The following is a 24,328-nucleotide window of genomic DNA, read 5'->3' on the forward strand; positions in this document are numbered from 1 at the left end:
CGTCGGCGTCCGCAATTCCGTTCCCCCTGTGCCCCTTTCGTGCTGTTCGTCGCCGAAAGCGAGAAGTCGACACATCTCCTCCCCAGACTTGGAGGAGCGGGCCGCCCGGCCCGTGTGCACCGCATCGACCGCAAGTGACCGCAAGCGACGGCAAGGGGGAAACATGACCGGGACGACCAGGACGACCGGGACGACGAGGAGAGTCGCGCGTACGGCCGCCGTACTCGGCGGTGCGATCCTGCTGGCCCTGACCACGGCCACATCCGCGTCGGCGGCCGTGACGCGCTACCACGGCAGCGACGCCGCCCAGGCGACCGCCTACGCGATGCGCGCCTACGACGGCGAGCGCGACGGCAACGGCGTCTACGCCGACGCCTATCTGGCCAACGGCGCCCATGTCTCCCAGTGGGACGGCAGCGGCGCGGACGGGAGGTGGGGCCCGTGGGCGAGTTACAGCTCCCGCATCAAGCAGTTCCGGGTCTGCGAGGACCGAGTGGGCTGCTCCAGCTGGACCTACTGGCCGAGCTGACCGGCGCATTCCGGCCCTCGTGCACCACGGCCCGCCCCACCCGGGGCGGGCCGCTCCCATACGCCTGGGGCCGCCCGCCTCAGCGGCACCCCGCCGCACCGCCCACCGGGGCCTGCCCCGCGGCCTTCCGGGCGGTGAGGGCGAAGAGTTCCAGACACTCGTCCCGGCGGACCCCCTCGCGCACCTCCAGCCGCGGACGCCCGGCCCGGACCACGTCACGGGCCCGCAGGTCGATCTGCCGCCAGGTGAACGTCTCGTCGGGGTGCTCGGCCGCCCAGCTCCGGGCGTCCTCCTGGGCGGCGCCGAAGGCGATGCCGCGCATCCTGGCCCAGATCGCGGCGGCGGTGCACATCGGGCACGGCTCCAGCGTCGTCAGCAGGAATGCGCCGGCGAGGTAGCGCGAGCCGACCCGTTCGGCGGCCCGGCGGATGGCCTGCACCTCCGGGTGCGCGGTCGGGTCGTGCCCCTGGACGAGTCCGCTGCCCGACTCCCCGAGGACGACACCGTCCCGGATCACCACGGCCCCCAGCCCGTAGTTTCCGGAGAGCGCCGCCTCACGGGCCAGCCGCAGGCACCTCAGCATCCCCGCGTCGATCTCCCGGTCCGTCATCCCGCCTCCACAGGGCGCGTGCTACAGGTGGACATCAAGGATTCCTTTCCACAGATACGCACATCGGCGTCCTCGGTGGCTCGCTCGATCCACAGCGACCCGTCGTTCTCCACGATCCAGTAGTCCCGGGATCTGATGTCGATGCAGCGAACGTGCATACGCCCCTGGTACGTCCGCGCCAACTCCCGCACACAGCGGAGCACTTCGGACAACTCCTCGGAACGGAACGAGAACTCCTGCTTTCCGTTGGCGCGCCCCCGGGACACCACGGGTATGAAACTTATCTTTCGCGCACCTCGCTCACAAGCGAAACCTGCCATTTCCTCCATGAGGTTCAGGCCACCCGGAACAACCACTGAATTAATCGATAATCCGATTTCCCTGCGCACCACCTCGGCGAGGTTTCTCTCGATATCGTCGAAAGACTTACGGCGCAGCACCCGGTCGTTTTCGGCGGACGGCCGGTGGATGCTGAACTTGAACTCACCCGCGTACTCCGCGCAGGCATCCAGAGTGCGGGTGGTCACGGCGAAGCCGTTGGTGGTGACCACGGGCCTGAGCCCGGCGCCGGCGACCGCGGCGATGATCTCGGGCAGGTCCTCCCGGACTGTCGGCTCACCTCCCGCGAGTTTCGCCGACCGGGCGCCACCGGACGCGAAAAAGCGGGAGATCTCACCGATCTCCCGCACGGACAGTTCACTTCTGCTGGTGGGCGGCGCCTGGCAGAAAGCGCAGGCGACATTGCATCTGCGCGTCACCCGTAAGCAGACCGATCTAGGCAGCTCCTGCGGTATCTCCTTCACCGGCCATCTCCGATGCGGTAGAAAGCTCCAGCATGTTGAGGATGTGCGACATCTGTTCGGCAAACTGCTGTGTGTAGTCGAGGCTGACCCGGACACGGTCGGCGACATCGGGGCCGGACGGTACCTCGGTGCCGTAGAAAACGATGACGCCGTGCGGCGTCCGGCCATGAACGTGGCTGTTGGTGGCCGCGTCGAGCCGGAGTACCGGGCATGCCAGCACCCACCTCTGCTGCGGCTCGATCATTCGGCTCACGTCCGGGTCGTACAGGTTGCTGTGATCCACCGGAAGCTCCTGGTAAAGCGGAACGCGCTCCCGGTACGCCTGGCCGCTCACGATATGAGGGGTGTCGACGTAGATGCGGGTGAACCCGTACTCACGCGGCATGCTGATGTTCAGCACCGCCAGATCGCGGTCCTGCCGGAGATAGTGGCGGCCGTCCTCGTCCCGCTCGGCCACGAAGTAACGAGCGTTGCAGGTGACCTCCAGAGTTCTGGAGACGAGCTCGCACATGATCCGCAGGGTACTTTCCAGGATTCGCCGCTGCCGCTGCCGCAGCAGCTCATAGCGCTGCACGAAATCGTCCCGCTCCAGCATCCGCTGCCTCCGCACGAAGCCCTCACCGACCGCCAGGGAGGCAATCCCGAGGAACAGCGGGAAATTGCCCCACCCCAACCCTATCGACGCGGTCAAGTAGCCGTGCTCCGAGAGCTGGTCGGTGAAGAGGTTCACCCACAGGCCGATCAGCACACCCGAGACGACAGACGTTCCCACCCGCACGGCCGTCATCAGGCGCATCGCCACCCCGCCTCCCCCGGAAACCGACAGCCAGTGCAGCACATCGAGGAGTCGTCCAACGAGAGCGCCCAATGGAATCCCGCCAACATCACCGGGCGCGGAATGCCGAATTCCGCCCCCTGCCCTCGCAGTTTCCCCTCGCGCTCCTCCCGGAGGAAGCCGCCGACAAGTCCGGTCACACCCCGGCCGGGCGGGTGGCGGGGCCGCGGAAGGTGGCCCGGTAGCCGGTGGGGGTGACGCCGAGGGTGCGCTGCATGTGCTGGCGCAGCGAGGCGGCCGTGCCGAAGCCGGTGTCGGCGGCGACCCGGTCGACGGACAGGTCGGTCTCCTCCAGCAGTTGCCGGGCCCGCTCGATGCGCTGCCGGTTCAGCCACTGGACGGCGGTGACGCCCACCTCCTCCTTGAAGCGACGGGTGAAGGTGCGCACGCTCATCGACTCCCGCGCCGCCAGTTCGGCCAGCGTGATGGGCCGGTCCAGGTGCTCCAGCGCCCAGGCGCGGGCCGCGCCGGTGGAGGAGTGGCGCGGCTCGGCGACGGGCCGGGGGATGTACTGGGCCTGCCCGCCGTCGCGGTGCGGCGGTACGACCGTGCTGCGGGCCGCCCGGTTGGCGACGGCCGCGCCGTGGTCGCGGCGGATCATGTGCAGGCACAGGTCGATCCCGGCGGCCTCGCCGGCGGAGGTGAGTACGTCGCCCTCGTCGGTGTAGAGGACGTTGGGGTCGAGCCGTACGGCCGGGTGGAGCCGCCGGAAGTGCTCGGCGGACTTCCAGTGGGTGGTGGCCCGGCGGCCGTCGAGGAGCCCGGCGGCGGCCAGGACGAAGGCGCCGGTGCAGACCGAGGCGATCCGGGTGCCCGGCCGGATGCGGGCGAGGGCGTCGGTGAGCTGGGCGGGCAGCCGCCCGCCGGGGTACGCCCCGTCCTCCTCGTGGCTGGCCGGGACGATCACCGTCCCGGCCTCGGCCAGCGCCTGCGGGCCGTGCCCGACATGGACGGGGAAGTCGGCGTCGGTGCGGATCAGGCCGGGGGTGGGCGCGCAGGTCACGACCTCGTACAGCGGTGCGCCGGAGGCCGACTCGGCCGCGCGGAACAGCTGGTGGACCAGGCCCAGTTCCATCGGCAGCACCCCGTGGCGGACCAGGACCGCCACCCGGTGCCGTTCAGGGTGCGTGAAGACCTCCATGGCCAGATTCTTCCAGATGTCGGCCATCGGGCCACTCGTTCGGCCCGGCCGGTCCGAACAGCATCGAAGGCATGACGCACACGATCCGTACCACCGACACCGAGGACGCCCGTACCACCCGCACCGGTCGTACCGGCCGGGCCACGCCCGCCGCCCACGGGCGGAAAGGCCGCGTGCACCGGGCCTGGTGGGTCGCCGCCGTGGCCGCGCTGGCCGTCATGGGCGCGGGCGCCTTCGCCACCATGCCCGGTCTGCTGGTCGAGCCGCTGCACCGCGACCCGGGCTGGTCGCGCGGCTCGATCGGCCTGGCGGTCTGGGTCAACATGGCGGCCGGCGGGCTGGTCGCGCCCTTCGCCACCGCGCTCATGGGCCGCTTCGGGCTGCGCCGCGTGGCCGCCGGAGCGCTCGCGGCCGTCGCCGTCGGCGCGGCGCTCACCACGGTCATGACCCGGCCCTGGCAACTTCTCCTCTGCTGGGGTCTGCTGGTGGGCCTGGGCTGCGGCTCCGTCGCGATGGGGTTCGCGGCCGTGGTGGTGGAGCGGTGGTTCACCACCCGGCGCGGCCTGGTCACCGGCCTGCTGACGGCGGCGAGCGTCTTCGGGCAGTTCGTCTTCATGCCGCTGCTGTCCTGGTCGATCGAGCGGTACCAGTGGCGCCCGACCACGGTGACGGTGGCGCTGGTGGCGCTCGCCCTCGTCCCGCTGGCCGGTCTGCTGCTGCGCGACCACCCCGCCGATCTCGGCCTGCGCCCCTACGGCGCCCGGGAGTACGTCCCGCGCCCGGCGCCTGCCCCGGGCGCGGCCCGCCACGCGCTGCGGGTGCTGCGCTCGGCGGCCCGCACCCGCCCGTTCTGGCTGCTGGCGGGCACCTTCGCCGTCTGCGGCGCGTCCACCAACGGGATCATGTGGAGCGGTTTCGTGCCCGCCGCCCACGACCACGGGATGCCGCCCACCGTCGCGGCCTCGCTGCTGGCGCTCATCGGGGTCTTCAACGTGGTGGGCACGGTCGTCTCCGGCTGGCTCACCGACCGCCACGACCCGCGCCTGCTGCTGGCGCTGTACTACGGGATGCGCGGGATCTCGCTGCTGCTCCTGCCCTCCCTCCTGGGGCCCAAGGCCGACTGGCCGCTGATCGTCTTCGTGGTCTTCTTCGGGCTGCTCGACGTGGCCACCGTCCCGCCGACGATCGCCCTGACGGCCGTCCGCGGGATCTACGGGGAGGGCGGCGGTGCGATCGTCTTCGGCTGGACGCTCGCCTTCCACCAGCTCGGCGCCGGGGTGATGGCGTTCGCGGGCGGCGCCCTGCGCGACGCCTTCGGCTCCTACGACGCGGCCTGGATCGTCTCCGGCGCGCTGTGCGCGGTCGCCGCCGTGCCGGCCCCGGCGATCGGCAAGCCGGGCCGGGCTCCGCGTACGGTCCGGTGCGCGGGCCCGCGGCCGTGAGCGCCGGGACGGGCCGTGGCCGGACGGGTGACGTGCGGGCTCCGGCCCTGCCCCGGCGGGCGTGCCCGGCCGGCTCCGTGCACGGGGCCGGTACACACTGCCCGCATGCCCGACGACCAGCACGGGGACGGAGCGCCCTCCGCCCCTCCCGAGCCGCTGCTGCGCATGATCGACAACCTCGCGCGGTTCCACCGCGAGCACGAGGAGTTCTACGCGCAGGCGCCCCTGCGGCAGGCGGCCGGGCTCCAGGCGCACTCGCGGGTGCTGAAGGCGCTCGCCGACCGGTGGAGCGCGGTCGGCGCCGGCGAGCCGGTGGAGGGCCTGGCGTTCACCGGCGCGGAGGACCTGAACGCCCCCGGGCTCGTCGCCGAGGCCGGGGTCCTCTTCATGGAGGACGGGGAGGAGCCTGCCGAGCTGAAGCGGATCAGGCGCGACATCGGTCTGCTCGCCGACGACAGCGAGCAGACCGGCGCCTGGCTGTCGGGCGCCATGGAGCGGTCGTGGGAGACGGCCGGGAGTCTGGCCGCCCATCCGTCGCTCGCCGACCTGGCCGGGGAGCGGCACCGGATCATCGCCGACGACTGGCAGGCCGCCGGCCTGCTGTCCCTGATCGCACGGCTGCTGCGCCGCGCCCTGGAGCTGCTGGCCCGCGTCGACTTCTCCCCGGCCGCCCTCCGGTCCGACCTGGCCGGCGGGCGTACGGCGCCCGCCTACCTCTACTCGGCCTCCGAACTGCTCGACCACGCGGCGGATCTGCTGGCCGAGTCGGCGGCGCTCGTCCACGGCAACGAGCGCCGCTGGCGGACCTTCCGCGCCCGGGTCCGCGAACTCCTCCCCGAGTAGGCCCGGGCGCGGGGCCGGGCCGGCCAAGAGCGCAGCCCCGGCCTGGTACCGGACCACCCCGCCCCGCTCGGTCTCCGGTAGGTGCGGGGAGGGAAGGGTTCCAACTGTGAGGGTTCCAACTTTGGAACCCTCACAGATGGAACCCTTCCCCGTCTCCTCGGCCGTCCGTCCCGCGCGCATGGCGGCGCCGGGCCGGCGGCCGAGGCGGGCACGGGCGCTCCCCGGAGCGCGCGACGGGGCGCACAGCGGGATGCCGTAGGACAGATCCACAATCCGTTCGTAACTTTTCCGCTCACCGGCAGATATGCACGGTGGACGGCGATCGGCGGACGACGGTCGCCGTGACCGGATGAGGGACGAGAGGAGAAGAACGGTGAGGCGGAACCGGACGATGCGCGGGTGCGTGGTGGCGGCGGGGGCGGCCGTGGTGGCGGTCGCGCTGCCGGGCGGCGCCGCGCCGGCGTGGGCCGACGAGACCCATCACGGATCGCACAACGGGCCGACCGTCGCGCTGATCTCCACGGGGCAGATCGACGACCCGATGGAGGACGTACTGGAACACGCCGCGCTCGTCCAGCGGGACCACCACACGGGCTGAGCCCGTATCCGACACCGGCTCCGGGGTGAGGGAGCCGGCCCTGCCCGGTGGGTTCGGACGGATCCGGGCGGGGCCGTCGCGCCGGAGGCGGCGGAGGCCGGGGCACGCACCGCCCCCCGGCCTCCCGGCTGTCCGCAGGACCGGATGGGGCCGGCCCCGGACAGCCGAGAGCCCGGCGGAAGGCGGCTGTGGGGGCCGCTCTTCCGCCGGGCCGGTGCTGCTCCGGGGCGCCGGGCGCGAGGGCCCGGCGGGTGGGAGGTGTCCGTCAGGCGCGGACCTTCATGCGGTCCACGGCGGCGACGCCCGCCGCGGCCAGACCGATCTGGATGAGCAACTCGATCCAGTCGACGCCGCGGGTGTCCGCGACACCGATCCCGGCCGCGATGAACGTACCGATCAGGGCGGCGACGATACCGACCACGATCGTCCACAGGACGCCGATGCGCTGGCGGCCCGGCAGGACCAGCCGCCCCAGCACACCGACGACGATGCCGATGACGATCGCGGTGATGATGCCGGTTATCTCCATGACTTCACCCTTTCGGGTCGGTTTCCTCACCTCCTCCTTCCCTTTTCCGTCCCGCGCACACGAGGACATGTCAAGCCATCGAAAATCGGCGGTCCGGTCCGGCCTCCGCACCGGGTCGCCGGACCCGGGAGGCCGGACCGGACCGCCGGACCGCCGCGCCGTGCTCAGGCGCCGATGCCGCGCCCGTCCTCGCGCCAGACGGCGACGACCGACGGGCGGACGACCTTCCCCGGCCCGTCGGGCCATGCCGAGGCGGGCTGCTCGTAGCTGGCGCCGTCCACCTCGCCCGGGTGCTGCACCGCGACCAGCACCCGGCGGTCCTGAATGATCGGGCCGCAGGTCTCGGCGCCGACGGGCACCGTGAGGAACTGCCGCACCTCACCGCGCCGTCCGCCCGCCGTGGCCACGCCGAACAGGCCGTCGTTGGAGCCCAGCGCGTTGCCGTCCGTGGAGATCCACAGGTTGCCGTAGGCGTCGAAGGCGAGGTTGTCCGGGCAGGAGATCGGGCTGACCTGGTCCTTGGGGAAGCCGGCGAAGTAGGTGGAGGGGTCCTCCGGGTCGCCGCAGACCAGGAACAGGCGCCAGGCGAAGCCGTCGGCCGCCGGGTCGTCCCAGTGCTCGGCCAGCTCCAGCACCTGGCCGTGCTTGTTGGCGTTGCGCGGGTTGGCCTCGTCGGCGGCCGGGTTGGAGTCCACCCCGCGCCGGGAGTTGTTGGTCAGCGCCACGTAGACGCGGCCGGTGCGCGGGCTGGGCTCGACGTCCTCGGGGCGGTCCATCTTGGTGGCGCCCACCTTGTCGGCGGCCAGCCGGGTGTGGACGTAGACCTCCTCGGCGCTCATGCCGGGGACGTGGGAGGTGGTGCCGGTGGCCAGCGGGATCCACACGCCGGAGCCGTCGAACTCGCCGTCGGAGGGCAGCTTTCCGCTGCCGTCGATCTCGGCGGCCGGGCTGTCGCCGGTCAGCTTCGCCACGTAGAGGGTGCCCTCGTCCAGCAGCGTGAGGTTGTGCTCGCGGGCGGCGCGGCTGTCGCCCTTCATCATCCGCTTGGACGAGACGAACTTGTAGAAGTAGTCGAAGCGCTCGTCGTCGCCCATGTAGACGACCGGGCGGCCGTCGGCGGTCAGGCGGGGCTCGGCTGCCTCGTGCTTGAAGCGGCCCAGCGCGGTGCGCTTGCGCGGGACGGAGTCGGGGTCGTACGGGTCCACCTCGACGACCCAGCCGAAGCGGTTGGCCTCGTTGGGCTCCTTGGTGAGGTCGAAGCGGTCGTCGAACCGCTCCCACTTGCGCCCCGACGCCCCGCCGCTCATGCCGTACCGCCTGAGCCTGGCCTTCACCTCCGGATCGGCGACGGAGGCGGCATTGGCGAAGTACTGGTTGAAGTTCTCCTCGCCCGACAGCGCCGTGCCCCAGGGGGTGGTGCCGCCCGCACAGTTGTTGAGGGTGCCCAGCACCCTGGTGCCGGTGGGGTCGGCGGAGGTCTTCAGCAGGTCGGACCCGGCGGCCGGGCCGGTGAGGCGGAACTCGCTGCTGGTGGTGAAGCGGCGGTTGAGGTGGTGGCGGGGGACGGCCGTGAGCTTCCCCGTGCGGCGGTCCTCCTCCACCACGACGACGGACAGCCCGTGCGCGGCCCAGGCGATCTCCACCTGCTCGCGCGTGGGGTTGTCCGCGTCGTAGCCGGGGAACATCAGCTCCTCGTCGGTGTACTCGTGGTTGGCGAAGAGCACCTGGCGCCCTCGCTCGCCCTTGAGCGGCAGCAGAGTGAGGAAGTCGTTGTTGTAGCCGAACTGGCCGGCCTGCGCCTTCGCGCTCTGCTTCTCCGGGTCGAAGGCGGGCGCGCCGCGCAGGATCGGGTCGCCCCAGCGGATGACGACGTTCTGCGCGTAGCCCTCGGGGACGGTCACCGCGTCGGCGGTGTTCGGCGCCACGGGCGCGAAGCGCAGGCCGCGCGCCGCCCCGCGGATCTTGCCGCTCTCCTTCTCCCAGCCCTTGCCTGGCACGACGGGGGGCTTCGCGGCGGCCTCGGGAGCCTGGCCGATACCCACCGCCGCCCCGGCGGCGGCGGTGGCGCCGACGACGGCGCCGGCGCGCAGCACCGAGCGGCGGGAGAGGGCGGCGGCGATGACGTCGCCGGCGTACTCGTTGCCGCTGGTGTTGGGCACCTCGTGGAAGCAGGCGTCACCGCAGCGGTAGCGGCAGGTCAGGGCGGCTCTCCCGCCGGGGTGCGAACCGATCAGCGGCAGCAGTTTGCGCATGGTCCCCTCCGGATGTTCCGTGTCTACGCGTGTCGGACGCTAGGCGCGCGGGCACGACGGGGAGCGACCTCGCGGTAAACGTAGGGTGAATCCGACCCGTGGAATCGGCAGGCCGTCCGGCGGCCGCCCGACGGTCGCCGGCGCATCCGCCGCGGCCGGATCCTTACGGTCGCCGCACCGGCACACCCGGTGTCCGCCGGCCCCTTCCCCGGCCGCCCCCGCCCCTTCCGGCACCGCCCGCGCACGGCGATATCCGGACCGGCGGCACGGCCCCGGACCGTTAGGATTTCTCCCATGGCGGCCACTGGAAAAGAGCAGCAGGGGGCGAAGGCGTTCTACGTCACGACCCCCATCTACTACGTCAACGACGCTCCGCACCTGGGCCACGCCTACACGACCGTCGCAGGCGACGTGCTCACCCGCTGGCACCGCCAGCGCGGCGAGAAGGTGTGGTACCTCACCGGCACGGACGAGCACGGTCAGAAGATCATGCGCACCGCCGAGGCCAACGGGGTCACTCCCCAGGAGTGGTGCGACAGGCTCGTGGAGGAGGCGTGGAAGCCCCTCTGGGAGCACCTGGAGATCGCAGGCGACGACTTCATCCGCACCACGCAGGAGCGGCACACCGCCCGCGTCCAGGAGTTCGTGCAGGACCTGTACGACAAGGGCGAGATCTACAAGGGCGAGTACGAGGGCCCGTACTGCGTGGGCTGCGAGGAGTACAAGTCCCCCGGCGACCTGCTGGAGGGCGAGGGCGACTTCGCCGGCGAGAAGCTCTGCCCGATCCACAAGAAGCCCGTGGAGATGCTCCAGGAGGAGAACTACTTCTTCAAGCTCTCCGAGTACGGGCCGAAGCTCCTGGAGCACTACGAGAGGCACCCGGAGTTCATCCAGCCCGAGTCGGCGCGCAACGAGGTCGTCAACATCGTCCGCCAGGGCCTGGAGGACCTGTCGATCTCCCGCTCCACCTTCGACTGGGGCGTGAAGATCCCCTGGGACGACAAGCACGTCATCTACGTGTGGATCGACGCCCTGATGAACTACGCCACCGCCGTCGGCTACGGCTCCGACCAGAGGAAGTTCGAGGAGACCTTCCCCGCCGACGTCCACCTGGTGGGCAAGGACATCCTCCGCTTCCACGCGGTGATCTGGCCCGCGATGCTGATGGCGCAGGGCCTGCCGCTGCCGGGGAAGGTCGCCGCCAACGGCTGGCTGATGGTCGGCGGCGAGAAGATGAGCAAGTCCAACCTGACGGGCATCTCGCCGCAGCAGCTCACCGAGCACTTCGGCGTGGACGCCTACCGCTGGTACTTCCTGCGCGCCATCGCCTTCGGCCAGGACGGCTCCTTCTCCTGGGAGGACTTCTCCGCCCGCTACACCAGCGAGCTGGCCAACGACTACGGCAACCTCGCCTCGCGCCTGGCCGCCATGGTGAACAAGTACTTCGACGGGCTGCTGCCCGAGTCCAAGGCGGACGGCGAGGCCGAGCAGGCCGTCCGGGACGGCATGGCGAAGGCCGTGGCCGAGGCCGACCGCCGCATCGGCGACGAGCTGGACTTCGCGGGCGGCATCGCGGCGGTCTTCGACTTCATCAAGCAGGTCAACGGCTACCTCACCGAGCAGGAGCCGTGGAAGGTCGCCAAGGACACCTCGCCCGAGGCCCAGGAGCGGCTGGCGACGATCCTCTACACCGCCGCCGAGTCGCTGCGCGCCTGCGCCGTCCTGCTCAACCCGGTGATGCCGCGCACCTCCGGCCTGCTGTGGGACTCCCTCGGCGCGCAGGCCCCGCTGGGCGCCCTGGCCGACCAGCGCGTCCAGGACGCCGGCGCCTGGGGCCTGCTCCCGGCCGGCACCCGGGTCACCAAGGGCCCGGCGCTCTTCCCGCGCCTGGAGGAGCCCAAGGGCGCGTAAGGCGGTACCCGGCCCCGGTGGGGGCCCGGGCCCGTACGAGCGGCCCCGTACGAGCGAGCCCGTACACACGAGCGGTGCCCACCCGTCCCGGCGGGTGGGCACCGCTTCGTCATGCCCGCGGCCTCCTGCGGCTTCCCGCGGCCCCCGCCTGACACGGCGGCCGGTCTCCGCTTTGACAACGCACAAATGTTCATGAATTCATTACCGGGCCTTTGCTCGCCGGTCGTACGCGTTAACGATTCCTCCCGGGGCCGCGCACGCGGTGAGCCTGCAGACGGCCGGGACGGACGGGTTCCGGCACAGGGCACCGCACCGCGCTGCCGGGCGGGCAGCGCTCCGAAGGGATCGGGTACACGTATGCCGTCGCGTCTGAAGAACGTGGGAGAACGCCTGCTTCCGGCCCCGGTCCGCGCACGGCGGGCCGAGGAGCGCCGGATCGCCAAGGAGCGGGAGACCGCCCGCAGACGGGCCGAGCGGATCGAGGAGCGCCGCCGGGCGATGCTCGACGCCGACCCGGACCTGCGCCCCTTCACCTCCGGCGAGCACACCTTCTACGGCCGCACCGTCACCGGCTTCACCGCCGCCGAAGCCGCCGCGCACAACCTGGGCCTGGTCGCCGACGCTCTGGAACACGCGGGGCTGGAGCACTTCCTCGTCCCCTCCCGCTCGCACACCGGGCACGTCCTCGGCATGCGCCTCTCCGACCGCAAGGCCTTCCTGACCGCCCTGCGCGAGCTGTACGGGACGCGCCCGCTGTACGCGGCCCGGCCCGGCCGCGAGAACCTGCCGGCCGACGCCGCGCTCTACGCCGACGGCGCCCTGCCCACCGACCTCAAGCGGCAGTCCGTCATCCGCCTCGGCGAGTTCCTCCTCGGCCCCTCGGGCCAGGTCCTCGGCGATCTGCGGTACGCCTGCGAGGTGGAGTTCTGGCGCGAGGGCGCAGGGCTCCTGGAGATGGAGGACGCCGCCGAGCGGCTCGCCGCGCTGCGCACCCAGGCCCCCGCGGACGTACTGGCCGACGCCCTGGTCGCCCCCCGCCTCAACCCGGTCGGCGAGGTCCTGCCCAAAAGCGTGCGTGAGCCCGCCGAGACCGCGGTGCGGGGCCGCCTCCTGCCCACCTTCCCCGTCTTCACCTCGACCCGCCACGACGAGATCGACTTCCCCGTCGACGTCGTCTACACCTGGGTGGACGGATCCGACCCCGAGCTGAGCGCGAAGCGCGAGTCCTACCGCTCCGGCAACACCCGCACCAGCCGGGAGACCGGCCCCTCCCGCTACACCAGCCAGGACGAGCTGAAGTACTCGCTGCGCTCGCTGCGGATGTACGCCGACTTCGTCCGGCACGTCTACGTCGTCACCGACGGGCAGACGCCGGCCTGGCTGAACACCGCGGCCCCCGGCATCACGGTCGTCGACCACAAGGAGATCTTCCGCTCCCCCGACGCCCTGCCGGTCTTCAACTCGCACGCGATAGGCACCCAGCTCCACCACATACCGGGGCTGTCCGAGCGCTACCTCTACTTCAACGACGACGTCTTCGTCGGCCGCCCGGTCACCGCCGGGCGCTTCTTCCACGGCAACGGCATCGCCCGCCTGCCCTTCTCCCCCTTCCAGCTCGGCCTGGGCGACCCCCACCCCGACGAGCCCGCCCCCAACTCGGCCGGGAAGAACGTGCGCCGGCTCCTGCTGGAGTCCCACGGCCGCCTCATCACCAACAAGTTCATGCACACCCCGCACCCCCAGATCCGCGCGGTGATGCGGGAGATCGAGGAGAAGTACGCGCAGGACGTCGAGCGCACCAGCCGGTCCCGGTTCCGCGCCACCACCGACATCGCCATGGGCGCCACGTTCCACCACCACTACGCCTATCTCACCGGCCGCGCGGTCCCGGGCAAGTTCAGCTTCCGCTATGTCGACATCGGCCGGGACGACGCGGAGGAGAAGCTGGCCGAACTGGAGAGCACGCGCCGCTTCGACTTCTTCTGCCTCAACGACGTCGACGTCCCGGACGAGGAGCGGGAGAAGGTCGCCACCCGCGTCCGCACCTTCCTGGAGGGCTACTTCCCCTACCCCAGCCCGTTCGAGCTCCCCGCCGGCGCGTAGGCCCGGCTTCCGGGCACCGGCGGCCCCGGCCACCCCGCTCCGGCGGGAGCGGCCGGGGCCGTACCGCCGAGGCGTGCGCGCCCTGAACAACCAGCCATGCGCCTGTGCGCCTGCCGGAGTCCGCTCATGGCGGCACCCCGCACCAGGTGATGTGCCAAAATCGCACCATGGCGTCTGAGGTGAGCTGGCAGGACATCGGTGCACGGGTCGGCGAGGCCCGGCGAGCCGCCGCCCTCACCCAGGAACGGCTCGCCGAGCTGCTCGGCATGGAGCGGACGACCCTCTCCAAGATCGAGAGCGGGACTCGCAGAATCAGCGCCCTGGAGCTGACGAGCCTGGCGGACGCCCTGGATGTTCCGTTCTCCTACTTCGTCTGCGCCCCGGCACCGGTCCTGTCCAACCGGCAGCCCCTGGTGGAGGAGGACGAGTCGGAGGCGACCCGGTCCGCCTTCCGGGTCCGGGTGCGCCTGAACGCCTGGCTCCGGGACGTACGCCAGCTTCTGGATCTGGGAGTCCTGAGTCCGCGCCCGCCGTGGACCTATCCCGGCCGGGCGACCGGCGTCGACGCCTACCGGGAAGCGGCCCGCTGGGTCCGGGACCGGCTGGAGGCGGGTGACGGGCCTCTCGGCCCGATGGCCGCGGTCTGCGCCGAGGCCGGGCAGTGGCCCCTGGCCACCGACATCCCCGGTGACGGCGCGTCGCTGATCGACGGGGACGTCGCGGTGTCCGTCATCAGCCTCCGGGGCGATCCGGGCCGCCGCCGCGCCACGGCCGCTCACGAGCTGGGGCACATGGTCATGGGGGACGCCTACTCCAACGACCTCGGTGTGCACGCCTCGGCGGAGGAGCGCGAGCGGGCGATCGAGGCGTTCGCCGCCGAACTGCTGCTGCCCGCCACCGCGATCGCCCGGGCATGGTCCCCGGACGAGGACGCCCGGGAACAGCTCGTCGGCCACGCCGCACGGTACCGGGTGTCCTGGACGCTTGCGCTGATCCAGGCGGAACGGGCCGAGGTGATCGACCGGTCCGCGCGGAACGGGCTGATGGCGCGGAAGCCCACACGCGCCGAGTTCATGCAGGCCCTGGGCTGGCTTCCGGAGCCTGACCTGGAGGCGGTCAGAGTGGCGCCGGATTACGCCAGTGCCGTGATGTCGGCGCTCGGACGCGGAAGCATCACCCGCGCCCGGGCCGTGGAGATGATGCACGGGCAGGTGTCGGTGGACGACCTGCCCGCGGGGGACGAGACCGACTTCTGACATGTCCGACACGCATCACGGCGTCCTCGTGCTGGACGCGACCCTGCTGAACCACTCCGCCCGCGCGGACTACATCGACCTGCTGGGGAGTTACCTCCAGGACTTCGAGTGCTGGACGATCACGACCGTGGTCTCCGAGTTGCGGGCCGGGCTGCCCCGTTTCCCCGCTTTACAGCGGGCGATCACGGCCGACTGGCTCAGGGTCGACGCTCTCGACACCATCGAGGGCCTGATGGCGTACGGCCGGTGGGGTGAGAGGGTCGGCGCGTCCGACAACCGGCACCGGGGGGGAGGCGAGTGTGTTCGCCTGCGCCGAACTCCGCCACGGGACCGCCGTCACCGACGACCGGACGGCGGCGAGGACTGCCCGCGCGTACGGCGTCGAAGCCCACGGCACCCTGTGGCTGCTCGCCCGCCTCGTCCGGGAGGGCGTGATGACCCTGGCGGCGGCCGGCAGCTACGTCGAAGCGCTCAGGGCCGAGGAGGCCCGGCTTCCCTGTCGCGGAAGCGGTTTCGCCCGGTGGTGCTCCATGCAGGGGATCCCGCTCCAGCGAAGCTGACCGGCCCCGTACCGGAGGGGAGCGGGGCACGCCGGAAGCTCACAGCTCCCAGGTGTGGGCGCGGCCGGCGGGGGAGGTGTAGGACATGGTCTGGCCCCGGGGTGTGACGCGGACCGTGAACCACTCGCGGCGGGGCCGGTTCAGCTCCCGCCAGCGCCGGTGGGCGCGCTCGACCACCGCCCACAGGTCCCGGGGGCCTACGGCGGCGACCGCCGCGCCGGCGCGCCCGTCCCCGTGGTCGGCCACCCGCGCGCGGGAGCCGTCGGCGGGGTCGTACAGGAGGGTGGTGTGGGCGCCGCCGGCGGCACGGCGGTGTTCGCGCTCGACGCCCGCCCCCAGGTGGAGCTGGGCGAAGAAGGAGAACGTCCAGTCGTCCAGCACGCTGCCGGACAGCGGCGTCTCCCGGCTGCGCCCGCCCTCCGGGCCGGCCGGGGGCGGTGCCGGGCGGAGGCCGGACAGCAGCGGCATGAAGGCCGCCGGGGTGTGCAGGAGGTGTCCGGCGGCCGTGCCGTCCGCGAGCTTGGTCAGCCGGGCCAGTGCCCCTCCGGCCAGCGTCCCCTTGAGCGGGACCACCATGATCCCGCCCGTCGCGCACTGGTCGATCCAGGCGGCGGGCACGCGCCGCACCGAGCAGGTGGCGATGATCCTGTCGAACGGCGCGTGCCCCGGGGCGCCCGCCGCGCCGTCGGCCGTCTCCACCACCGGTGACAGCCCCAGGCCCTCCAGCCGCTCCCGCGCCGTGGCGGTGAGGCGTTCGGAGACGTCCACGGTCACCACGTTCTCCGCACCCGCCAGCCGGCACAGCAGCGCCGCGTTGTAGCCGGTCCCCGTGCCGACCTCCAGGACCCGCGCGCCCGGCTCGACGTCGAGCGCGTCGAGCATGTCGGCCATCAGGCTCGGCGCGGTCGAGGAGGAGGTGGGCACGCCCGTGACGGCCCGCTCCCCCGCGTCCTCCGCGTGGAGCCCGTCCACCTCGGTGATCAGGGAGTCGTCCGCGTACACCCGCGCCGCCCACCCGCCGGTGCCGTCGTCCGCGCGGCGGCAGGGCAGGAAGCGCTCGCCGTCCCGGCAGTAGAACACCGGGACGAACCGGTGGCGCGGCACGTTCAGGAAGACCTCGGCCAGCCGCGAGGAGAGCACCACGCCGCCCTCGTCCATCCGCCGCACCATGCCGACCCGCGCCTCGACGAGCTCCCCGTGCTCTCCGTGCCCGTCGCCCCCGTGCGCTCTCACGTCCCTTTCCCTTCCAGCCAGTCGGCGACGGCGGCCGTGATCGGCAGCCCGGTCGCCTGCTCCACGAAACCGAACTGTCCGCTCGGATTGATCTCCAGGAAGCACCATCGCCCCTCGGGTGTGACTACGAAGTCGAACGCGCCGTAGGGCAGGCCGAGGGCGTCCATCATCCGGCGTACTCCGGCCGCGACGGCCGGCGGCGGCTCGCACAACCGGTATCTGTGACTGTCGTAGTCGCTGCGCCAGTCCACGTGTCCGGCCGGTGAGTCCGCGTGGATCTCGGCGGCGAACAGCCTCCCGCCGACGGCCGTCAGCCGCACCTCGTACGCCTTGGGCACCCACTCCTGAAACAGGTGCGCCGTGGTGGCGACGTCGGGGTGGCCGAGTTCTGCGGGGCCGACGATGCTGGTGTAGACGGCCGCCGACCTCCCGCCGACGGCGCCGCGCACGGGAGTGAAGGGTTTGAACACCACCCGGCCGCCGGCCTCCTCACCGAACTCCCTGGCCGCGCCGGGGTCGTTGGTGATCAGCGTGCGCGGCACGGACAGCCCGGACTCGGCCGCGACGCGCAGTTGCAGCGGCTTGTACTCGGCGTCGGCCGCCCGGCCCGGGGGCGGCAGCCACCGCACCGGCAACGCCGCCAGCAGCCCGCCGAAGCCCCGCCGGGCCTCCCGCTCGGCCACCCCGCGGGCCTCCGGCGACATCCCCTCGGGGAAGCGGGGGCGGGCGGGCCTGCGGTAGTAGACGCTGCGCACGTCCCGCAGGTCCAGCGTCCGGCGCCCGGTGCGCAGTGTGCCGCTCCACGCCTTCCCGGCCGCGTGTCCGCCCTCCCCGGTGTCTCCGCCTCCTCCGGCCTTCCCGCCGAGGCGCGCGGCCAGCGACAGCCCCAGCGGGAAGTCCGCGACATCGGTGCGGAAGACGGGCACGGCCCGCCGGTTCAGCTCCTCGACCACCAGATCCGCGGTGGGGTCGAAGCGCCCCGTCAGTACCAGGACCTTCCCGGGCGCGGTCATCCCGAGCCGTCCGTCGTCGGTCACCGGTCGTCAGTCGTCACTCGGGCCCGGGTCGTCCGGCGCGTCCATCTGGCCGGTGGGCTCGGTGGGACCGAAGGTCTTCGGCGGATTCTTGGTCATGAACACCCCCGGCGGAAGGCCCTGGTAGACGCCGGTCTGCGTCTCCTCGTCGTAGGAGATGTCCTGCGGCAGCACGCCTCCCGAACCAGTGGTGGCGGTCAGGAACCGGAAGGCCAGCGGCGCCGGGCCCCGGTGGTCCGTCAGGTCCGGCAGGTCCGGGGCGGCTCCCCGGTCCAGCGGGAACCTGTCCTCGGGCCTGTCCAGAGCCAGGCCCGCCCCGGTGCGCTCACCGGGCAAGAATGTCATGGTCATGACTCCCCCTTCGCTTCGGGGGACGGAGACCCCCTCTGGGTTTTCTCCGCCCGACGGCGGCCGTAAGCCGGTTTTCCGGCCATAGCCCGGCCCGTACAGGCCAACGAGCCGACCGGCGTCCGGTTTCGTAGGCCGTCCCCGCCGGGCTCCGCGGAGAGCCGGGCTGAGGCTGAGCGCGCGGGGCCTTTCGCCCCCTTTCCCCGGCCGCGGGGCGTGGGATACCCCTGGGGGCGGCGCGTCCGGTGGGCGGACGCGCCGGGGAGAGGAGCGGACATGGCCGGGGAACGGTTAGCGGACGGCTGGCGGGTGGACGAGCGGTGCACGAACTGCGATGTGGCGAGGCAGCTCGCGCCCGGTCTGATCGGTGAGGAGGGCGGCCGCTCGGTCGTGCTGCGCGAGCCGCGCGACCGGGCCGAGGCGGAGCGGCTCCACGCCGCCGCGCACGCCTGCCACACCCGGTCCGTCCACCCACCGGGCGGGCGGCTGGAGGAGGTGCCCGACCCGTTCCCGTTGCCGCTGGACGGCGGGGACGACCCGGACGGCCCTGACGGCGGCGTGTACCTGTGCGGGCACAACTCCCGTCAGACGGCCGGCGCCAACTCCTATCTGCTGCGCCGCCCCGACGGCACCGTGATGATGGTGGACACCCCGCGCTGGAGCCCGTCGCTGGCCAGGCGTTACGAGAAGCTGGGCCCCGTCACCGACGTGCTGCTCACCCACCGCGACCACGCCGCGCACGGCCGCCAGTACGCCGACGGCTTCGGCGCGCGGCTGTGGATCCACGAGGGCGACCTCGACTCCGCCCCCGACGCCGACCGCGTACTGCGCGGCACGGAGCCGGTGGAGATCGCCGCCGGCGTGGTCGCCCACCCCCTGCCCGGGCACACCGAGGGCAGCGTGCTCTACCTCGCGGACGACCGCCACTGCTTCACCGGCGACAGCTTCCACTGGTCGCGCACCACGGGTGACATCGAGGTCTTCGACACCGTCACCTGGTACTCCGTCGAGGAGCTGGCCGCCTCCCTGGAGCGGGTGGCGGGACGGATCAGTTTCGAGTGGCTGCTGCCCGGCCACGGCGACCGGCGGCGTCTGCCGGCCGGCGAGATGACCGAGCGGCTGCGCCGACTGGCCGCCCGTGCAGGGGAGTTGAGGCAGCGGCCGGTGGACTTCAGGGCGATCCGCTGGTGACGGTCCCCCGGCGGGCGTACGGCACGGCAGGCCCCGGCGGCCGGAGCGGCCGGTGCCGTACGCCCGCCGGGGCGCGCACGGCGCTCACGCCGCCGCGGCCGGCTCCCCGGCGTCGTCCAGCGCGCACCGGATGAGGGTCTCGGCGGCGGCGCGGGCGTGCCCCGCCATGTCGGGGTCGCGCGATATGGCGGCCGTGGTCTGGGCGCCCTCGGCGAGCAGTACGAGCTGGGGGGCCAGGTGGTCCGGACCGCCCGCGGCGCGGACCAGTTCGGCCACCTGGCGGTGGAAGGACTCCTTCTGCTCGCGCACGGCCCCGGCGATCCGGTCGCTGCCGCCGCCCAGTTCGCCGAAGACGTTGATGAAGGCGCAGCCGCGGAAGTCGTCCTCGCGAAACCAGCCGGCCAGGAAGTCGAAGACGGCCAGCAGCCTCTCGCGCGGTGTCCCGGCGCCGTCGACCGCATCGGTGACGCCCGCGTTCCAGCGCTCCGTGCGGTGCCGCAGCACGGCGACGATCAGCTCCTCCTTGGAGGGGAACAGCGCGTAGATGCGCTTGAGCGAGACGCCCGACTCGCCGCGGACGGCGTCCATCCCGACGGCCTGCACACCCCGGGCGTAGAACAGCCGGTCGGCGGCGGAAACCACCCGTTCGCGCGCTGTCTGCTCATCGATCACGAGAACTCCCCTTGCAAAGAGAACCAACGTTCTCTACTGTAGTCGACAGAGCCGGAGAACGACCGTTCTCCGCAGCGGAGAGGATGTTCCCATGGGCTACGTCAAGGTCGGCAGCGAGAACACCACCGACATCGAGCTGTACTACGAGGACCAGGGATCGGGTCAGCCGGTCGTCCTCATCCACGGCTACCCGCTCGACGGCCACAGCTGGGAGCTCCAGACCAGGGAACTGCTGGCGGCCGGGTACCGCGTCATCACCTACGACCGCCGCGGCTTCGGGCAGTCCAGCAAGGTCGGCGAGGGATACGACTACGACACCTTCGCCGCCGACCTGAACACCCTGCTGGAGACGCTGGACCTGCGCGACGTCATCCTGGTCGGCTTCTCCATGGGCACCGGCGAACTGGCCCGCTACGTGAAGACCTACGGCCACGAGCGGATCGCCAAGCTGGCCTTCCTCGCCTCGCTGGAGCCGTTCCTGGTGCAGACCGACGACAACCCCGGCGGGGTGCCGCGCTCGGTGTTCGAGGGCATCGAGGAGGCCGCCCGCGCCGACCGCTACGCCTGGTACACCCAGTTCTTCAAGGACTTCTACAACCTGGACGAGAACCTCGGCTCCCGGGTCAGCCAGGAGGCCGTCGACGCCGGCTGGAACACCGCCACCTCCTCCGCGCCCGTGGCCGCCTACGCGGTGGTCCCCGCCTGGATCGAGGACTTCCGCGAGGACGTGGCCGCCGTCCGCGCCGCCGGCAAGCCCTCCCTGATCCTGCACGGCACCGCCGACAACATCCTCCCGGTCGACTCCACCGGGCGCCCCTTCCACAAGGCGTTCCCGGAGGCGGAGTACGTCGAGGTGGACGGCGCGCCGCACGGCCTGCTGTGGACGCACGCCACCGAGGTCAACGAGGCGCTGCTGGCCTTCGTCGGCAAGTGACCGCCCGAGCGGTTCGGGTACGGGCATCCGGGGCCGGGCTCGCCGCGAGGCGGGCCCGGCCTCCGGGCGTCGGAGCCTCTGAGCAAAACATCAGCGCAGGGCGCGGGCGGAGAGCCGGTAGCGCAGGCCGTCCCCGTCCGGTGCGGTGAGGACGTGGAGGCCGCCGTCCTCCAGGACCCGCAGGGCCTCGCGGTCCGCGACCCCGTCCAGCGGCCGGCGCCGCAGGACGGCGGCGGGGTCCGGCCCGCCCGGGTCGTACGGTCGGCCGGGCTCGTACGACTTGCCGGGCTCGTACGGGCGGCCGGGCTCGCACGGGCGGATGGTGCCGGGCGCGGCCCAGGGCGCGTCCGGGGGCGGGTCGATACGGTCGGCCAGGCGCGGGGCCTGGGCACGTATCCAGCGCAGGGCGCGGCGGGGGTTGCGGGCCCGGTGGCAGTCGAGCAGCCACTCGCGGTGGGTGTCCGCGTCCAGGACGGTGACCTCGCACCACACGCCGCCGACGCCACCAGAGGTACGGGCGGCGGCCACGGCGAAGCCGGTCAGGGCCGAGCTGACGGTCATGATCAGCGCGCCCAGGCACAGGGCGGTGAAGTCCATCGCGCTCACGTCCCCTCGCGCGAGGCGCGCAGCTCGAACCAGACCCGTTTCCCGGCCGGTTCCACCCCGCCGGTCCAGCTCACGCCCCAGGCGTGGCTGAGCGCCTCCACCAGGAACAGCCCGCGCCCACCGGTCTCGTCCTCGGCCGCGTGACGCGGGCGGGGTACGCCGCGCTGGTCGCCGTCCCACACGGAGACGACCGCGCCCAGCCGCGTGACGGCGGCCCCGACCCACAGATGGGGTACGCGGGTGTGCACGACGACGTTCGTCACCACGTCGCTGACCAGCGTGCGTGCGGTGTCCAGCAGCCCGTGTTGCCCGGCCGCGCACAACCACGCCGCGACCGCGTCGCGGGCGACTCTCGGGGTGGTGGGCAGGGCGGGCGCGGTCAGCCGGTAGACGGCGGTGGCGGGTCTGCCGGGTGCGGTCACGGTCATCTGCGTCTTCTCCCAACGCGGTTCGCTTGCGTCTCGTCTGCGAAGCACGCGCGCCCACCACCGTGGCTCGGCTGCCCTCCCCCGCCCGCGCCGGTGCGCGGGCAGGGGAGGCCGACTGCACTGCGGGTTCACTGGTGTTCACGCTGCGCTACCGAAGACCATAGGGCACATAGATGAGACGTCACAACCATGTGACAGGATCTTCGCTCGTGAGTGGACCGGCGCTACGGACGCGCGGCACACTTGGAGCGCCTATCGGGAGAGGATCGATGCCACCCAGGAGCAACCCCACGGCACGTCAGGCACGACTGGGCGCGGAGCTGCGGAAGTTGCGCGAGGCCTCCGGCCTCACCGCTCGCGAAGCGGGAGAACTGCTCGGCGGCAACCAGGCCCAGATCAGCCACATCGAGTCGGGACGCTGGGGCGTCAGCGCGGAACGCGTACGACGACTCGCGGCCTTCTACTCGGCCGGCGACCAGAAACTGATCGACGCCTTGTGCGAGATCGCCGAGGACCGAACCAAAGGATGGTGGGAGGAGTACCGGGGCGTCCTGCCTCCGGCATTCCTCAACGTGGCAGAACTCGAATACCACGCCACCCACCTGCGTTCGCTCCAGACGCTCACAGTGCCCGGGATCTTCCAGACGGAGGACTACTCACGGAAGCTCTTCGAGGAAGTGATCCCACCGCTCCCCCGAAGCGAGATCGACGCGAGAGTCGAGCATCGTGCAAGGCGACGCGTGATCTTCGAACGTGACCACCCCACACCGTTCGAGGCGATCATCCACGAAGCCGCGCTGCGTATGCGCTACGGCGGCCGGAAAGTGGCTCGCTCTCAGCTTGAGTACCTGCTGGAAGTCTCTGAGTGGCCAAGCGTCACCGTACGAGTCGTCCCCTTCACCTCCGAGAGGTTCATCGGCTCAGCCCAGTCTGTGCTGTACGCGGGCGGACCTGTTCCGCAGCTGGACACAGTGCAGCTCGACAACGCTCTGGGGGCTGTCTATCTGGATGCCAGAGCGCAGCTCGACAGGTACAGAGCGGTCTACAAGGCCCTGGAGAGCGTCTCGCTCAACACAAAAATTTCTCAGCAAGAAATCAGCCGAATCATCCAGGAGATTTGAGGTTCAGCAGGATGCGAGAAGAATTCAAGTGGCAGAAGTCCTCCTTCTCTGAGGGAGAAGGGCCGAACTGCATCGAGGTAGCCCAAGGCGGCGGACATGTCCTCATACGCGAGAGCGACCTCCCAGAGCTGATCATCACAACCAGCCCAGAAAGCTTGGAATCTCTCCTTAGGGGAGCCAAAAACGGCGAACTCGACCACCTCACACACTGACCCCCGGAGGGCGAGCCGACATGTCCGCACCCATCGAGTGGCACGCCGCATCCTGCGGCGGCGGTGGCAACAACTGCATCGAGATCGCCCGGGACGGCGATCGCGTCCTCATGCGCGAGAGCAGCAAGCCCGACGAGATCGTCGTCACCACGCCCGCCAAGCTCGACGCCTTCCTCAAGGGCATCAAGGCCGGCGAGTTCGACCACTTCGTCAACTGAGCACCCGCCCGCCGATCGCTGAGACCGGACCCGCAGAGCCGCGGATACGGGCCGTCGGCCGCCCGGTTCCCGCATGGTGATGCGGCGAGCACGGTAACTTTGGCATGCTCCGGCAAAGGAGTGCGGGCGGGCATGGCTGCCCGCCCGCACCGGGGCCCGCACGGCTCCGAGGCAACAGGGGGATGCTTCATGACGGTCGGCCAGTTCGAGGCTGCTGTGGGACCTGCCGACAACAGGCCACCGAAACGGCGGGGCAGAGCCGTCGCCGCACTCGTCGCGGTACTGGCCGTCGTGGTCCTCGCCGTGAGCGGGTGGGCCGGATGGTCCTTCCTCATGCCCGTGTACCAGGGCCGTGACGACCCCTACGACGAGCTGCCCCGGAGCGCGGCCCTCCTCAGCAGCGCGAACCGGGAGGCCGCCGGGCTGGACCACATCCTGTTCAAGCAGAACGACCTCCACCTGTCCACCAGCAGCTGGGCGCGGTGGACCTCGAACGACATGGGCGACGTCCAGCTGGACGTGAAGTACGAGCTGCACGAGGCGACTTCCAGTGCCTCGGGGCGGGAGGCCGCCGCAGCCTGGCTGGACGACCGGATCGCTCATGGTGAGAAGAGCTTCGCGGGAGCCGCCGAGGTCCGCGGGGTCGGGGACGAAGCGGTGGAGAAAAGGGTGCCGTCGGGGTACGAGGTGTTCGTCCGTGCCGGAAACGCGACGATCACGGTCAGCTACTCCGTCCACGGGACGGACGGCACCAAGGAAGCGGAGCAGGTCCAGAAGACAGCCCGCCGGATGGCCGCCCTCGCCGTCGAGCACTTCGACAAGGCGAACGCCGGCGCATCCTGACGACCCGCCCCGCCACGCCACGCCCCGCCTCGCCACAGCGGCGCGTGCCCCGGAGGCCGCCGCGGCGGCCTCCGGG

Annotated in this window: 26 protein-coding genes; 14 read left to right on the plus strand and 12 right to left on the minus strand. The window is 71.9% G+C overall.

Features of this window, described 5'->3' with window-relative positions; all coding sequences use genetic code 11:
- The first annotated feature begins 163 nt into the window (after positions 1-163).
- Complete coding sequence (locus ACW69E_RS19320) at positions 164-529, plus strand: hypothetical protein (RefSeq protein WP_457499515.1); 366 nt, start codon at positions 164-166, stop codon at positions 527-529.
- 79 nt (positions 530-608) lie between these two features.
- On the opposite strand, the gene ACW69E_RS19325 is transcribed toward ACW69E_RS19320, so the two are convergent.
- From ACW69E_RS19325 to ACW69E_RS19340, 4 genes are all read right to left on the minus strand, one after another.
- Entirely contained in the window at positions 609-1,139 is a 531-nt protein-coding gene (locus ACW69E_RS19325; protein ID WP_457499516.1) for a nucleoside deaminase, read from the minus strand.
- Positions 1,136-1,942, minus strand: coding sequence for a radical SAM protein (locus ACW69E_RS19330; RefSeq protein WP_457499517.1), 807 nt, complete (start codon positions 1,940-1,942; stop codon positions 1,136-1,138). Before ACW69E_RS19330 ends, ACW69E_RS19325 begins: the two co-directional genes overlap by 4 nt.
- The gene (locus ACW69E_RS19335) at positions 1,914-2,744 is read right to left on the minus strand and encodes a hypothetical protein (RefSeq protein WP_457499518.1); all 831 of its coding nucleotides are present in this window, start codon (positions 2,742-2,744) and stop codon (positions 1,914-1,916) included. The genes ACW69E_RS19330 and ACW69E_RS19335 overlap by 29 nt, the downstream gene beginning before the upstream one ends.
- A 169-nt stretch (positions 2,745-2,913) precedes the next feature.
- A complete protein-coding gene (locus tag ACW69E_RS19340; RefSeq protein WP_457499519.1) occupies positions 2,914-3,945 on the minus strand; it encodes a GlxA family transcriptional regulator in 1,032 nt (343 codons plus the stop codon).
- A 44-nt stretch (positions 3,946-3,989) separates the two neighbouring features.
- Here ACW69E_RS19340 and ACW69E_RS19345 point away from each other — a divergent pair, with 44 nt between their 5' ends.
- The 3 genes from ACW69E_RS19345 (at position 3,990) to ACW69E_RS19355 (ending at position 6,801) form a co-directional block, all read left to right on the plus strand.
- Complete coding sequence (locus ACW69E_RS19345) at positions 3,990-5,360, plus strand: MFS transporter (RefSeq protein ID WP_457499520.1); 1,371 nt, start codon at positions 3,990-3,992, stop codon at positions 5,358-5,360.
- Positions 5,361-5,465: 105 nt separating this feature from the next.
- Positions 5,466-6,203 carry a hypothetical protein gene (locus tag ACW69E_RS19350; RefSeq protein WP_457499521.1) on the plus strand — a complete coding sequence of 246 codons (738 nt, stop codon included), beginning with the start codon at positions 5,466-5,468 and terminating at the stop codon, positions 6,201-6,203.
- A 391-nt stretch (positions 6,204-6,594) separates the two neighbouring features.
- Positions 6,595-6,801, plus strand: coding sequence for a hypothetical protein (locus ACW69E_RS19355; RefSeq protein ID WP_457499589.1), 207 nt, complete (start codon positions 6,595-6,597; stop codon positions 6,799-6,801).
- A 265-nt stretch (positions 6,802-7,066) separates the two neighbouring features.
- Here ACW69E_RS19355 and ACW69E_RS19360 read toward each other — a convergent pair whose 3' ends face one another.
- Together ACW69E_RS19360 and ACW69E_RS19365 are read right to left on the minus strand one after the other, a co-directional pair.
- Positions 7,067-7,330: a GlsB/YeaQ/YmgE family stress response membrane protein gene (locus tag ACW69E_RS19360; RefSeq protein WP_457499522.1), complete on the minus strand. Its 264-nt coding sequence runs from the start codon at positions 7,328-7,330 to the stop codon at positions 7,067-7,069.
- A 164-nt stretch (positions 7,331-7,494) separates the two neighbouring features.
- Positions 7,495-9,582, minus strand: coding sequence for a PhoX family protein (locus ACW69E_RS19365; protein ID WP_457499523.1), 2,088 nt, complete (start codon positions 9,580-9,582; stop codon positions 7,495-7,497).
- A gap of 294 nt (positions 9,583-9,876) precedes the next feature.
- Between ACW69E_RS19365 and metG the strand changes: the two genes are divergently transcribed.
- The 4 genes from metG to ACW69E_RS19385 all read left to right on the plus strand — a co-directional run bounded on the left by metG (position 9,877) and on the right by ACW69E_RS19385 (position 15,412).
- A complete protein-coding gene (gene metG / locus ACW69E_RS19370; RefSeq protein WP_457499524.1) occupies positions 9,877-11,493 on the plus strand; it encodes a methionine--tRNA ligase in 1,617 nt (538 codons plus the stop codon).
- A 357-nt stretch (positions 11,494-11,850) separates the two neighbouring features.
- Positions 11,851-13,596: a stealth family protein gene (locus ACW69E_RS19375; RefSeq protein ID WP_457499525.1), complete on the plus strand. Its 1,746-nt coding sequence runs from the start codon at positions 11,851-11,853 to the stop codon at positions 13,594-13,596.
- A 167-nt stretch (positions 13,597-13,763) separates the two neighbouring features.
- Positions 13,764-14,852, plus strand: a complete 1,089-nt coding sequence (locus tag ACW69E_RS19380) for a helix-turn-helix domain-containing protein (protein ID WP_457499526.1) — start codon at positions 13,764-13,766, stop codon at positions 14,850-14,852.
- A 299-nt stretch (positions 14,853-15,151) separates the two neighbouring features.
- Complete coding sequence (locus ACW69E_RS19385; RefSeq protein WP_457499527.1) at positions 15,152-15,412, plus strand: hypothetical protein; 261 nt, start codon at positions 15,152-15,154, stop codon at positions 15,410-15,412.
- A 39-nt stretch (positions 15,413-15,451) separates the two neighbouring features.
- Here the strand turns inward: ACW69E_RS19385 and ACW69E_RS19390 are convergent, their stop codons facing one another.
- From ACW69E_RS19390 to ACW69E_RS19400, 3 genes are read right to left on the minus strand one after another with little or no spacing between them, the layout of a single operon-like run.
- Positions 15,452-16,645, minus strand: coding sequence for a methyltransferase domain-containing protein (locus ACW69E_RS19390; RefSeq protein WP_457499528.1), 1,194 nt, complete (start codon positions 16,643-16,645; stop codon positions 15,452-15,454).
- Positions 16,642-17,682 carry an ATP-grasp ribosomal peptide maturase gene (gene tgmB, locus ACW69E_RS19395; protein ID WP_457499529.1) on the minus strand — a complete coding sequence of 347 codons (1,041 nt, stop codon included), beginning with the start codon at positions 17,680-17,682 and terminating at the stop codon, positions 16,642-16,644. Before tgmB ends, ACW69E_RS19390 begins: the two co-directional genes overlap by 4 nt.
- A gap of 6 nt (positions 17,683-17,688) precedes the next feature.
- The gene (locus tag ACW69E_RS19400; RefSeq protein ID WP_457499530.1) at positions 17,689-18,024 is read right to left on the minus strand and encodes a hypothetical protein; all 336 of its coding nucleotides are present in this window, start codon (positions 18,022-18,024) and stop codon (positions 17,689-17,691) included.
- Between the two features lie 279 nt (positions 18,025-18,303).
- On the opposite strand from ACW69E_RS19400, the gene ACW69E_RS19405 reads away from it, so the two are divergent.
- Entirely contained in the window at positions 18,304-19,218 is a 915-nt protein-coding gene (locus tag ACW69E_RS19405) for an MBL fold metallo-hydrolase (RefSeq protein WP_457499531.1), read from the plus strand.
- Positions 19,219-19,302: 84 nt separating this feature from the next.
- Here the strand turns inward: ACW69E_RS19405 and ACW69E_RS19410 are convergent, their stop codons facing one another.
- Positions 19,303-19,890 (minus strand): TetR/AcrR family transcriptional regulator, encoded by a 588-nt coding sequence (locus tag ACW69E_RS19410; RefSeq protein WP_457499532.1) that lies wholly within the window; start codon positions 19,888-19,890, stop codon positions 19,303-19,305.
- A 91-nt stretch (positions 19,891-19,981) separates the two neighbouring features.
- Between ACW69E_RS19410 and ACW69E_RS19415 the strand changes: the two genes are divergently transcribed.
- Complete coding sequence (locus ACW69E_RS19415; RefSeq protein WP_457499533.1) at positions 19,982-20,824, plus strand: alpha/beta fold hydrolase; 843 nt, start codon at positions 19,982-19,984, stop codon at positions 20,822-20,824.
- Positions 20,825-20,914: 90 nt separating this feature from the next.
- On the opposite strand, the gene ACW69E_RS19420 is transcribed toward ACW69E_RS19415, so the two are convergent.
- Together ACW69E_RS19420 and ACW69E_RS19425 are read right to left on the minus strand one after the other, a co-directional pair.
- On the minus strand, positions 20,915-21,430 hold the full coding sequence (locus ACW69E_RS19420) for a hypothetical protein (protein WP_457499534.1): 516 nt from the start codon (positions 21,428-21,430) through the stop codon (positions 20,915-20,917).
- On the minus strand, positions 21,427-21,858 hold the full coding sequence (locus ACW69E_RS19425; protein ID WP_457499535.1) for an ATP-binding protein: 432 nt from the start codon (positions 21,856-21,858) through the stop codon (positions 21,427-21,429). The genes ACW69E_RS19420 and ACW69E_RS19425 overlap by 4 nt, the downstream gene beginning before the upstream one ends.
- Before the next feature lie 269 nt (positions 21,859-22,127).
- On the opposite strand from ACW69E_RS19425, the gene ACW69E_RS19430 reads away from it, so the two are divergent.
- The 4 genes from ACW69E_RS19430 (at position 22,128) to ACW69E_RS19445 (ending at position 24,252) form a co-directional block, all read left to right on the plus strand.
- Positions 22,128-22,979: a helix-turn-helix domain-containing protein gene (locus ACW69E_RS19430; protein ID WP_457499536.1), complete on the plus strand. Its 852-nt coding sequence runs from the start codon at positions 22,128-22,130 to the stop codon at positions 22,977-22,979.
- Positions 22,980-22,990: 11 nt separating this feature from the next.
- Positions 22,991-23,191 carry a DUF397 domain-containing protein gene (locus tag ACW69E_RS19435; RefSeq protein WP_457499590.1) on the plus strand — a complete coding sequence of 67 codons (201 nt, stop codon included), beginning with the start codon at positions 22,991-22,993 and terminating at the stop codon, positions 23,189-23,191.
- Positions 23,192-23,211: 20 nt separating this feature from the next.
- The gene (locus ACW69E_RS19440) at positions 23,212-23,409 is read left to right on the plus strand and encodes a DUF397 domain-containing protein (RefSeq protein WP_457499537.1); all 198 of its coding nucleotides are present in this window, start codon (positions 23,212-23,214) and stop codon (positions 23,407-23,409) included.
- 189 nt (positions 23,410-23,598) lie between these two features.
- The gene (locus tag ACW69E_RS19445) at positions 23,599-24,252 is read left to right on the plus strand and encodes a hypothetical protein (RefSeq protein WP_457499538.1); all 654 of its coding nucleotides are present in this window, start codon (positions 23,599-23,601) and stop codon (positions 24,250-24,252) included.
- The last annotated feature ends 76 nt before the right edge of the window (positions 24,253-24,328 follow it).

The organism is Streptomyces sp. SS8, from assembly GCF_054072955.1.

Bases quoted from the DNA above. Each gene is read 5' to 3' on its own strand.
- ACW69E_RS19320 (WP_457499515.1), top strand. From the start codon at position 164: ATGACCGGGACGACCAGGACGACCGGGACGACGAGGAGAGTCGCGCGT.
- ACW69E_RS19325 (WP_457499516.1), bottom strand. From the start codon at position 1,139: ATGACGGACCGGGAGATCGACGCGGGGATGCTGAGGTGCCTGCGGCTG.
- ACW69E_RS19340 (WP_457499519.1), bottom strand. From the start codon at position 3,945: ATGGCCGACATCTGGAAGAATCTGGCCATGGAGGTCTTCACGCACCCT.
- ACW69E_RS19345 (WP_457499520.1), top strand. From the start codon at position 3,990: ATGACGCACACGATCCGTACCACCGACACCGAGGACGCCCGTACCACC.
- ACW69E_RS19350 (WP_457499521.1), top strand. From the start codon at position 5,466: ATGCCCGACGACCAGCACGGGGACGGAGCGCCCTCCGCCCCTCCCGAG.
- ACW69E_RS19355 (WP_457499589.1), top strand. From the start codon at position 6,595: ATGCGCGGGTGCGTGGTGGCGGCGGGGGCGGCCGTGGTGGCGGTCGCG.
- ACW69E_RS19360 (WP_457499522.1), bottom strand. From the start codon at position 7,330: ATGGAGATAACCGGCATCATCACCGCGATCGTCATCGGCATCGTCGTC.
- ACW69E_RS19365 (WP_457499523.1), bottom strand. From the start codon at position 9,582: ATGCGCAAACTGCTGCCGCTGATCGGTTCGCACCCCGGCGGGAGAGCC.
- metG (WP_457499524.1), top strand. From the start codon at position 9,877: ATGGCGGCCACTGGAAAAGAGCAGCAGGGGGCGAAGGCGTTCTACGTC.
- ACW69E_RS19375 (WP_457499525.1), top strand. From the start codon at position 11,851: ATGCCGTCGCGTCTGAAGAACGTGGGAGAACGCCTGCTTCCGGCCCCG.
- ACW69E_RS19380 (WP_457499526.1), top strand. From the start codon at position 13,764: ATGGCGTCTGAGGTGAGCTGGCAGGACATCGGTGCACGGGTCGGCGAG.
- ACW69E_RS19400 (WP_457499530.1), bottom strand. From the start codon at position 18,024: ATGACATTCTTGCCCGGTGAGCGCACCGGGGCGGGCCTGGCTCTGGAC.
- ACW69E_RS19405 (WP_457499531.1), top strand. From the start codon at position 18,304: ATGGCCGGGGAACGGTTAGCGGACGGCTGGCGGGTGGACGAGCGGTGC.
- ACW69E_RS19415 (WP_457499533.1), top strand. From the start codon at position 19,982: ATGGGCTACGTCAAGGTCGGCAGCGAGAACACCACCGACATCGAGCTG.
- ACW69E_RS19425 (WP_457499535.1), bottom strand. From the start codon at position 21,858: ATGACCGTGACCGCACCCGGCAGACCCGCCACCGCCGTCTACCGGCTG.
- ACW69E_RS19430 (WP_457499536.1), top strand. From the start codon at position 22,128: ATGCCACCCAGGAGCAACCCCACGGCACGTCAGGCACGACTGGGCGCG.
- ACW69E_RS19435 (WP_457499590.1), top strand. From the start codon at position 22,991: ATGCGAGAAGAATTCAAGTGGCAGAAGTCCTCCTTCTCTGAGGGAGAA.
- ACW69E_RS19440 (WP_457499537.1), top strand. From the start codon at position 23,212: ATGTCCGCACCCATCGAGTGGCACGCCGCATCCTGCGGCGGCGGTGGC.
- ACW69E_RS19445 (WP_457499538.1), top strand. From the start codon at position 23,599: ATGACGGTCGGCCAGTTCGAGGCTGCTGTGGGACCTGCCGACAACAGG.